The sequence below is a fragment of the Pseudomonas sp. FH1 genome, assembly GCF_000510895.2.
In the GTDB taxonomy this organism is placed as follows: Bacteria; Pseudomonadota; Gammaproteobacteria; order Pseudomonadales; family Pseudomonadaceae; genus Aquipseudomonas; species Aquipseudomonas azotoformans_A.
In genome coordinates this window covers 1-7,495 of the sequence record NZ_AOHM01000091.1, presented here as the reverse complement: position 1 = coordinate 7,495, position 7,495 = coordinate 1, and the positions used below count along the sequence as shown (strand labels likewise).

The following is a 7,495-nucleotide window of genomic DNA, read 5'->3' as shown; positions in this document are numbered from 1 at the left end:
TATGGCTCAGCAGTCGAAAAATAGCGGCCTACTTCAGACCATCCCTAAAGTTCAATCAGAAGATATTGCTGATCGCCTCTCTGGTGATCATGACAGTGTTTTGCGCATTTACGGTGTTGAATGACTTTCGCCTGCGTGACGACAATGCGCAGAAAATCGAACAGAACACTCGCGCGCTCGCTGCATCCATGGCACATGATATTCAGAACTGGCTCGATGGCCGACTTACGCTAATGAAGAGTATCGCGGAGCTGATGGGTGAGGACCCTCAGCGCCAAACATTTTGTCCAAGTTACAAAACAAGGTGCTGATGGATCAGTTCATCGCGGCGTATGTAGGCAACCGTGATGGCAGCTTTCAAATTTATCCGCCGCGTGAGATGCCTGTTGACTACGACGCCCGGCAGCGGCAGTGGTACAAGGACGCTATCGCCAACGGCTCAGCCATGACCGAGCCCTACGTTGGCGTGGGGATCGATTACAGGATCATCACCCAGGCGGTGGTCATCCCTTCGGGGCAGCAGACACTGGGCGTATTGGGTGCCAGCCTGAAGATCGAGACGATTTCCCAAACCCTCAATGCCCAGGTGTTCGACGGTAACGGTTATGCCTTTCTGGTGAGCAAGGCGGGGAAGATCCTGGTTCACCCTGACAAAGCGCTGATTGGTAAAACCCTGGCCGATCTATTTCCGGGCAACAGCCTGGCGCTGGACGACCGACTGGCCGAAGCCCAGTCTGCTGACGGCATGAAATTCACCCTATTCTCACCGGTCAAAGGCCTGCCATCGCAGGATTGGTACATCGGCATCGTGCTGGACAAGCAAGCGGCTCTGGCCAGTGTCTCCGCATTCCGCAATTCGGCAATCATCGCGACCATCGTTGCGGGCCTTGCCACGTTGCTGCTACTTGGCTTGCTCATTCGCGTGCTGATTCGGCCTCTGCATTCGATCAGCCACGCTATGGAAGACATTGCCCAGGGCGATGGCGACTTGACCCGTCGGCTGTCGATATTGTCGAAGGACGAATTCGGCCAACTGGCCGTGAGTTTCAATCGCTTCGGTGATCGGATTCACGCCTCAATCAGCGAGGTCTCGTCGACCACGCATGCCTTGGGTGAGGCGACGCGCCGGGTGCTGTCGGCGTCCAATTCCTCGATGGAAAAATCGGAATACCAGTCGGGCTACACCACCAGCGTGGCTGCCGCCATCGAACAGCTGGGTGCAGCGGCGCAGGAGATCGCTTCAAGCGCTTCGGCCGCCTCCAAAGGCGCGTCCAACGCCAGGTTGCAGATCGAGTCGAGCTGCGAGCTTGTGGAGAACACCGTCACCGCCATGAGCGGCCTGCAGGAAAATATCCAACTAACCCGCTCGCAGATCGAAGACCTCAACGCCAAAACCGTCGACATCGGCAAAGTCCTGGAAGTTATTTCGACGATTTCCGCAAAGACCAATCTGCTGGCACTGAATGCGGCTATTGAGGCCGCCAGGGCCGGAGAGGCGGGACGCGGCTTTGCGGTGGTGGCGGACGAAGTCAGAAGCCTTGCGCACCACACCCAGAACGCTACCGAAGAAATTCGCCAAGTCATCGACGCGCTACAGGCAGGCGCCACGCAGGCTTCCCGAACAATGCTGCAAAGCAATGAAATTGGCAGCCAAAGCGTGCTCGTAGCGAAACAGGCTGGGGCAAGCCTGGTAAAAGTCGTCTCAAGCATCGGTGAGATTGATGAGATGTGCCTCACCGTCGCAGCAGCGACTGAGGAGCAAACAACTGCCGTCGATCAACTGACCCGCGATGTGCATGAGATCAGCCAGCTGACTCGCCAGACCACTGATAATCTCAGCGCGACCCTCATAGCCTGTGCAGAGCTGGATTCTGAAGCTGGGCGACTCAGAAGTGTGGTCGATACTTTCAAGTTGTAGCCGACGAAATGCAGGTGATTTGGGGCTGCGGTATGCCCCCTCAGCCGATGGTAAAAACTTCACGCCCGCCTCTGGGCATCACCCATGCCCCGACTGCATGCTGGTAGCGGATGTGTGCAGTAGCGCTTTGTAAATAAGAGCGGGCTCGCGTGGAATAGTAACGTGAGCCTCGGATTAGTCTTTTCTCAACCTGATATGGAAGCGACGGACAGCAATGAACACTGCTCAGCTATCGATTCAACAGTACATAAAAGCCAAAGATGGTAATCGCCCACATTTGTTAGACCAGGCCTTTGCGTCAGACGCGATACTGGAAATGGTCGTGCACACCGGATCTATCTCATTTCCACCCCACGTTGAAGGCATTGGACCTATCGGCGATGTGCTGGTCAGGAGATTCGGCCAGACCTTCGAAAACGTCTATACCTTTTGCTTAGGGCTTCCACCTGAACCGCAGGCCAAAACATTCCAGTGCAAGTGGCTGGTCGGCATGTCCGACAAGAGCTCCGGCGAGGCCCGAGTGGGTTGCGGCCTATATGAATGGCAGTTCAGCTCCGAGTCGGGGCTTGTAGAGAGGCTCACTATCACCATTGAGCATATGAAAACCCTACCAACGACTGATCTGCACTGCATCATGAAGTGGGTATCGCATTTGGATTACCCATGGTGCAACACGGAAGCGTTAGTGAACAATTCTCCTGACATAGAGACGCTTGAAGAGGTGATCCAGTACGTTACAGCCAATACTCCAACCTGCACTTCGCAGGCGTAAGGGCTAAACAGTCAGTGGTATTCAACTGCATCGTTATATCCCGGCGAATGCCGTTGTTACGGTTGGCCTGCAGAACAAGACGGGCGAATCTTTCGACATCACAAATTTAATATTTTTCCTGACGCCCAATAAGTCCAGCTTTGCCACGGGCGCCATATTTACTGTCAATGGCGGTTAAAGTTAAAGCAGTGTGATCGCACCGCCGGCGCCGGCGCGTTGCCATGGCAGGCCCAACACCAGAGCCTGGAGTTGTTCGGTATCCAACTCCATTTCAGAGCCTTGGCGAATGCCTGGCCAATGGAACTTGCCTTGGTTCAAACGCCGAGCTGCCAGCCAGAACCCGAAGCCGTCATGCACCAGAACTTTCATGCGCGTGGCGCGGCGGTTGGCGAACAAATAAGCACAGTGCGGCTTCGCCGCACCAAACACCGCGATCACTCTGGCCAATGCCGTCTCGGTACCGGCGCGCATGTCCATCGGCTCGGTGGCGAGCCAGATGGAATCGATGCGGATCATCGCAGCAAGTCTCGAAGAAAGGTCGCGCAGGCGGCAGCACTTTCGGTCGGCCAGTTCACTTTGACGGTGCCGCGCGGGTGCTGGATCTCAACGCAGATATTCGATGATGCTGGATGGGAGTTTGCCCCGGCCAGCGGCATGGCTAAGGGAATAAATGCAGGTGGCAGCGCCGTGCTTTTCTGCGCATGCAGCCGAATCCATTTGTGGACGAGGTTTGCGTTGAGGCTATGGCTGAGCGCGATGCTGGCAATCGAAGCGCCGGGCTGGGCACACTCTTGAATGACTTGGGCTTTGAAGGACTTGGAATAGGAACGGCGTGTTGGCTGCATGAAATACCCGCTTAAAAGGCTAGAACTGGCGCCCACTTAAATTTAAGTGCACACCATGTCTTGGCTTTGCGGGGCTGGGTAGATGACTTGGCCGGACGGTTACTGGTCAAGTCGAATGCAAACGGTTGGTCAGCACGGATGCAAACGAGTGGTCGGTGGCAATGCAAATGGGTGGTCAAGTCCATGCAATTACGCATCAGCTGCAATGTTGTAGGTCAATGCGTCCATTCATGGCCTTCACCAACAATCTGGTGCGATTCGCTGATGACAATGAGCGATTTACCGCGATGCACTAGGCAGAAACTAGATACGAGGTCAGCGTCGACTCCGACGGCGGATGTTATGTCGCCAAGCGTGCCGATCCAGACATATCGCTGGGTTTCAAGGCAAGCCAAGTAGTAGCCGATAGGCATAGCATTACTCCATAAATAAAATTACGAATCCCAAGCGCCCTGTAGCTATAGAGGGGGTCGCAGCAGCAGGGCGTGATCTCAACCAATATGAGCGTTTGCCTTGCCCATTCACTAGGGTGTTTGCTGTCGATTGATGGCGGGTAGAGGACGGGATAGGAACTGTTCATCCAAGCCCCGGCTGTAAGCGTTGTAGGCCCACCGCACAAATTGTTCGAGCAGTCGATCATTCTCCATTTGCAGGCGTTGATTCTCACCTTCCAAACGTGCGATTCGGTCGTTTGTCACTTGTGACTCTGGGCTTATGGCCTTCTTCCCCCCAACCGAAATCGAAAGTGTTTTTTTACGTAGAGTGAACGCGTCCCTAATCCGTTCATGTTTATGAAGCGCCTGACGCGTATAGGTCCCACGCAAACGGCGAGCGACGCTTTGGATTAGCAGGTCCCAAGTCAATTTTCCAGACCAGCCATCAAGGATCGACACGATCTGTTCTATAGCAACAGGGGTAAGGTTTCTCGAACGAGACATTACAGGTCCTTAGACTCTATGCGTGGCACATTTTGATCTTCAATGGTCGGGCCTTGAAGTTCACGCGCATTCACAATTTGATGATGGGCCAGTAACTGTTCCAATCTTGACGCGGGTACGACCCCACGCGGCTGGATAATCGCGTTCGCAGCAACGGATGAGTCCTCAAAAATGGCACACAGGTCATTCAGTCGTTTAAGGGTCAGAGTCTGGTGTTCGACCCAACGGTTGGCACCAAACGCCTCCTCGCCCAGCGCTTCTAAGGCTTTCGCGAGGAGGACCTGGGTTTCCTGACGATGCTGACGTATAGCCTGCTCTCGGACCACATCACCTTTAATGCACACATGCTCATCACAATTAAGGCAATCTCGATAGAGCTGACATGGCAGCATGGAAAAATCGTGTAGGCAATATCCCAGATCCGTTGTATGGGCGGTCACGATCTTCAGCGCTGCAAACTGATCCCGTGCAATCAAACTACTTGGCGGAATACTCGCCACATGTCCAGCTGACTTTTCCGGATCACCTAAAGCGGACCTGGCGAGCGCTAACACATCCCTATCGGATTGGTGGTCATAGCACCTGTTTTGTCCAACCTTGGCTCGACCGCTCCATTTGGCGATGTCGAGTTGCGACAACCCACCCATCTGGGCTACGGTGTTTAAATAGTGGCGGAATTGATGCGTTGTGATTTTCATTGGACTGCCATCTAATTCACGATAACCGAAGCGATCAAAAATATTGAGCGCCATTCGCGAACTGGACAATTGCTTCTGAATATAACCGGTGTCTGGTAAGACGATTACCCCACGGTAGGTTCCCCACGCCTCGGTTAATTCATTCAGGCGCGTCAAGCAAAGCGCTTCACTGTACTTCAGGTTGTTCTTCTGGTCCGCCAGCGGGAAGTTGACTGGCAGCATAGAGATGATCGCTCGCTCAATGTCCGCGAACAGAAATCTCGGGGCATGTTTTTTTTGAGGATCATAAGGAATGTGTTCAACGATCCCCTGTTTCCTGCACCATTCGGTCCCACGTGCGGCTTGATTGCCATTGGGTGGCGGAGTGAGAAAAACAATCGCACTCACCTGTTCTGAACTTATTAGCGTCCTCCCTCGAAGCGCCTCCAATTCCGCTGGTAAATAAATGGCATCAGGATGTGCCTCATACCACCGTGCTACGTACCGCGCGGGTATAGAAATGCTCCTGAGTTTACTCACCGCCTCTCGAGCAACACTGGCCATGGATTGCACCACCCATTTGACTTGTGCCTTCCCTCCCTTTGAAGGGCGCCAGCGCAATCCATACAGTTGTTGATTTGTTTTTGCATCGAACTCCTCCACTTCGCACTGTATTGAAATGGATAGCGCCTCATTAATGCGACTCGGCGCCGACGCCAGCAACGCACATACACAGGAAGTGAAGACGTCGCCTAGCTTCTCGGCCGCTCCGAAGATTTCGGCAATCGCCTCTAACGAGGCCGACGAGGGCAGACGGGCCTGACGCGATGCATCAAACTCCGGCCCAACGCGGCGCTCGAAGCTCGTTGGCGCCCGAAGCGGGTTTTGCCATTGAATAGGCACAGTGCAGAGCTGATGCTCGACAAGAAACTGCGAAATACGCTTGAGCTCTACACCGGCGAAATAAGCAGCGGAGGTTTGATAACGCTCATTAAGTATTGCGCACGCGCGATTAAAATGCCCCAGACCGGCCTTGATAGGCGTGACACAATTCTCCGTTTCCTCCAGAGCTACAGCCAAGGAACGGAGCGCGGCCAATCGTGAGCTGACCGTGGTATACGCACACAGCGCATAATCATAACGGCAGTAGGCTTTGGCAAAGTCTTTGTACGGCTGAGGTAAGCAACAAGAATCCCTTTGCCCTCGTCCACTGGGGAACCTATAAAATCGGATGCTTGAACAAGAGTTACGCCGTTTCAATCGAACAAAATTGGTGACATCCCAACTGTTTGCATCAAAGACCAACCCACTACCAAAGGCCGTCAGAGAATCTCTGGCGAGGGCAATGAAGTCCCTTAGGTTGTCTTCAGCCGCCTGCTCTGCCCGGGGTTTAAACAGAATAACCCTATCGTCCATGAGCCTGCTCCTTTCTGCTGCGGCATAATTGGACCACCTCTGCCACTGCGAGCAACGTTCGATCATTGATCGCCGCAATACGAGCGTCCGAATAGCGTTTAGCATCCGCTAGCAAGAAATCCAGGACCGCCTCATGCGGTCCGTCCAACCAAGGTTGAAAACATTGGCAGGTGTAACAGGCCACGGGAGCATTCAATCCGCAGAAACTAAAGCTTCCACAAGACCCCATCGGCCGTGCGCTTTGATCGATACGCAGATCAATAATTCGGCTGGAACGGTCTGCCCCACGAAAAGCAATGCCCTCATGAGCTATCAATTGACCTTTAAAGGCTTGAGCCAGTGGCGCCATGTATAGCGCAGTCGCCTTTTCAATCCGCATTGCAAGCTCTGGTGTCGCGGCGACATAAACCCCCGCAGAGTCCGTTCGCGAATGATCAAGTAAGTCCGCAATGACTAACACCCCATGACCTTCACGTGCAAGATTTGTCCCTAAAGTGCGCCGAAAGCGCAGGGCACAGATATTAATCACAGCCCCTGTACGCTCAGATCGAACGGACAGCTTGTCCAGCGCAGACACCAACAATTTCCGTAAATTCTCGCTGGTACGATGGAACCTGCCCCATCCTGGCCCATCCGCCAAATACTGTGACTGCTGGGGTAAAGGAAATAGGGGCGCCTGCTGGGTGTCTGGAAACTCTCCAATAAAGCGTTCACTAACGCGTTGAGCATAATCAAACAGCGGTCGGCCAATTTGACTCACTAGTGCCCTGGGCTTGAGTTCCTGACGGAGCAATGGGTTTTGTTGCTTCGCCCGCGGGATGAGCAAAAGAAAGGACTCTGTTCCATCCGCAGCCACAGAGCGCACGACATCACAAACCTTCAAGGCTGCCAACTGAACAGGGCGGGAACCCAACGCAATAAACAACCAT

At 53.8% G+C, this 7,495-nt stretch carries 9 protein-coding genes and 1 pseudogene; 4 read left to right on the top strand and 6 right to left on the bottom strand.

All coding sequences use genetic code 11. The features are described from left to right. From H096_RS34760 to H096_RS24135, 4 genes and pseudogenes are all read left to right on the top strand, one after another. Nucleotides 1-311 (top strand): annotated as a pseudogene (locus tag H096_RS34760) (hypothetical protein); the annotation flags it as partial. Next, nucleotides 311-1,918, top strand: coding sequence for a methyl-accepting chemotaxis protein (locus H096_RS24140; protein WP_277621475.1), 1,608 nt, complete (start codon nt 311-313; stop codon nt 1,916-1,918). The pseudogene H096_RS34760 and the gene H096_RS24140, both read left to right, overlap by 1 nt. 8 nt (nt 1,919-1,926) lie before the next feature. Next, on the top strand, nt 1,927-2,025 hold the full coding sequence (locus H096_RS34830; RefSeq protein ID WP_346963008.1) for a hypothetical protein: 99 nt from the start codon (nt 1,927-1,929) through the stop codon (nt 2,023-2,025). A 107-nt stretch (nt 2,026-2,132) separates the two neighbouring features. Then, complete coding sequence (locus H096_RS24135; RefSeq protein ID WP_033901854.1) at nt 2,133-2,690, top strand: hypothetical protein; 558 nt, start codon at nt 2,133-2,135, stop codon at nt 2,688-2,690. Nucleotides 2,691-2,870: 180 nt separating this feature from the next. Here the strand turns inward: H096_RS24135 and tnpB are convergent, their stop codons facing one another. The 6 genes from tnpB to H096_RS34135 form a co-directional block, all read right to left on the bottom strand. Next, nucleotides 2,871-3,206: an IS66 family insertion sequence element accessory protein TnpB gene (tnpB, locus tag H096_RS34595; protein ID WP_033901853.1), complete on the bottom strand. Its 336-nt coding sequence runs from the start codon at nt 3,204-3,206 to the stop codon at nt 2,871-2,873. After that, entirely contained in the window at nt 3,203-3,535 is a 333-nt protein-coding gene (locus tag H096_RS24125) for a transposase (RefSeq protein WP_033901852.1), read from the bottom strand. Before H096_RS24125 ends, tnpB begins: the two co-directional genes overlap by 4 nt. A gap of 215 nt (nt 3,536-3,750) precedes the next feature. Continuing rightward, nucleotides 3,751-3,948 (bottom strand): hypothetical protein, encoded by a 198-nt coding sequence (locus tag H096_RS24120; RefSeq protein WP_033901851.1) that lies wholly within the window; start codon nt 3,946-3,948, stop codon nt 3,751-3,753. A 111-nt stretch (nt 3,949-4,059) separates the two neighbouring features. Beyond that, a complete protein-coding gene (locus H096_RS24115; protein WP_033901850.1) occupies nt 4,060-4,473 on the bottom strand; it encodes a hypothetical protein in 414 nt (137 codons plus the stop codon). Then, a complete protein-coding gene (locus H096_RS24110; RefSeq protein WP_051422180.1) occupies nt 4,473-6,566 on the bottom strand; it encodes a hypothetical protein in 2,094 nt (697 codons plus the stop codon). The genes H096_RS24115 and H096_RS24110 overlap by 1 nt, the downstream gene beginning before the upstream one ends. Continuing rightward, a partial coding sequence (locus H096_RS34135; RefSeq protein WP_033901849.1) for a site-specific integrase occupies nt 6,556-7,495 on the bottom strand: 940 nt, incomplete at its 5' end. The genes H096_RS24110 and H096_RS34135, both read right to left, overlap by 11 nt.

Coding starts and splice junctions, on each gene's coding strand:
- H096_RS24140 (WP_277621475.1), top strand. CDS start 311: ATGGATCAGTTCATCGCGGCGTATGTAGGCAACCGTGATGGCAGCTTT.
- H096_RS24135 (WP_033901854.1), top strand. CDS start 2,133: ATGAACACTGCTCAGCTATCGATTCAACAGTACATAAAAGCCAAAGAT.
- H096_RS24110 (WP_051422180.1), bottom strand. CDS start 6,566: ATGGACGATAGGGTTATTCTGTTTAAACCCCGGGCAGAGCAGGCGGCT.
- H096_RS24120 (WP_033901851.1), bottom strand. CDS start 3,948: ATGCCTATCGGCTACTACTTGGCTTGCCTTGAAACCCAGCGATATGTC.
- H096_RS34830 (WP_346963008.1), top strand. CDS start 1,927: ATGCAGGTGATTTGGGGCTGCGGTATGCCCCCTCAGCCGATGGTAAAA.
- tnpB (WP_033901853.1), bottom strand. CDS start 3,206: ATGATCCGCATCGATTCCATCTGGCTCGCCACCGAGCCGATGGACATG.
- H096_RS24125 (WP_033901852.1), bottom strand. CDS start 3,535: ATGCAGCCAACACGCCGTTCCTATTCCAAGTCCTTCAAAGCCCAAGTC.
- H096_RS24115 (WP_033901850.1), bottom strand. CDS start 4,473: ATGTCTCGTTCGAGAAACCTTACCCCTGTTGCTATAGAACAGATCGTG.